This is a genomic window from Pseudomonas sp. MD195_PC81_125 (genome assembly GCF_014060985.1).
Classification (GTDB): Bacteria; Pseudomonadota; Gammaproteobacteria; order Pseudomonadales; family Pseudomonadaceae; genus Aquipseudomonas; species Aquipseudomonas parakoreensis.
The window spans coordinates 1-1,472 of sequence record NZ_JABULD010000876.1 but is presented as its reverse complement, the minus strand read 5'-3'; the positions used below and the strand labels follow the sequence as shown (position 1 = coordinate 1,472).

Below are 1,472 nucleotides of genomic sequence, written 5' to 3'. Positions count from 1 at the left end.
GTCGAAGTAGGGCGGGGAATCGTTAGCTATTTTAGTGTCTATAAAATATTTTTTTAGAAGTATTTGATCTTTTTAACTGTCAGTTCTGACAGTAGGCGGGTGAGCAGCGGGGAAGTAAATTAAAACTTCACTTGAGGAGAATGTTATGAAGGACGCGAAAATTGATTTGAGTGAAGTTGAGCTTTGGGCGAAGTTCCAAGCTGAAAGGTCAGGAACTATTTATCATGGGCGAGGTGAATTTTTTGATACTGATTTTACTTATTCTGATGGCTGGGATAACGCAGTAACCAGAGTGGCTTATCTTAATCACAGGATTCCAGAGTTGCATGCCTGGTTGTATTATCAATATAAAAAATCTGCCGACGGAAGAACGGTTGATGTCAGGACTAATATGTACAAAATGACTACGCGTCCAATAGATAAGCCGTGGTACAGAGGGAATTTGAATCTTGAATTTCATAATTTCAGTGTAATGCGAACTATACCTTCTCCCGATGCAATGTGGCAGGAAGTACAGCCTTCAGAATTTATTGCCTATGTACGATACGGATCAATTCCGATTCAATCCGCTAATATACAATTCCGTATCGCATGCAACTTTGATGGTACTCATAATGATGGGTGGGAGCATTCTTCATGGGAAGTATTTCCAATAAATGCTGTTCAGGGTGATGAGGTAGTTGATGAGAGGCTCGGCAATCCGCGAATCGTTGTCGAGCGATTTTTTGCAGGGCGAAAGAATAAACAGGGTGAATGAGTGAATGGATTTTAATAGTTCCCCAATGAACTATATACAGATGTTCAATTCTTGGGGGTGGAACCGGAGGGCGTGTTCATGGTTCAGGAATATGATGGCGAAACTGGTCCAGCCAGCGCTGTAATTATCACGCCTGCAAATAATGGAACTATCCCTCCTGTCCCGATTTCCGTCACGGGCACCACAAGCCTTCCGATGAATATAGTATTGCACTTGTACCGGGGGCAAGAATCGGTTCAGATAAGTAGCGGAATAATCAACGGGAATACATGGTCCCGCATCCTGAATGCTCATCCCCCTGGTAGTTATCACCTGGAAGCGATTCAGGCTTCGACATCAAGAGTGTCGTTCACTATCGAAGTTACTACACCAATTGTTAATGAGCCTTCCGGTGACGTAACGTCACCCCAATTCACAGTGCAGGGTAGTGGTGGTTTATTTAATGATGGTGTAATCACTCTCTATAATGCTGCGGATGATGCCTTGCTGGGTAACGCCACTATTCGGGTCGGTGGTAGTTGGACGGCTAATATCAGTCTGCCTGTTGAAACACAGCCACTGACTTATTATGCCATTCAGAAAGTCGGCACATACTCATCCTCTAGATCCAATCTGATGACTGTGGTTTTGAAAGTGGCTCCGGTCATCGATTCCCCGTCACCAGGAGCAGTGGTACGCGCCAGCGCTCAACTATTGATTACCGGACGGGGGTACG

2 protein-coding genes are annotated in these 1,472 nt (G+C 44.6%); both read left to right on the top strand.

Annotation, left to right across the window (positions count from 1 at the left end; translation table 11 throughout):
- Positions 1–145: 145 nt before the first annotated feature.
- Positions 146–757, top strand: coding sequence for a hypothetical protein (locus tag HT737_RS30010; RefSeq protein ID WP_182402227.1), 612 nt, complete (start codon positions 146–148; stop codon positions 755–757).
- 78 nt (positions 758–835) lie between these two features.
- Positions 836–1,472: hypothetical protein (locus tag HT737_RS30005; RefSeq protein WP_182404632.1), on the top strand; the 637-nt coding region annotated here is incomplete at its 3' end.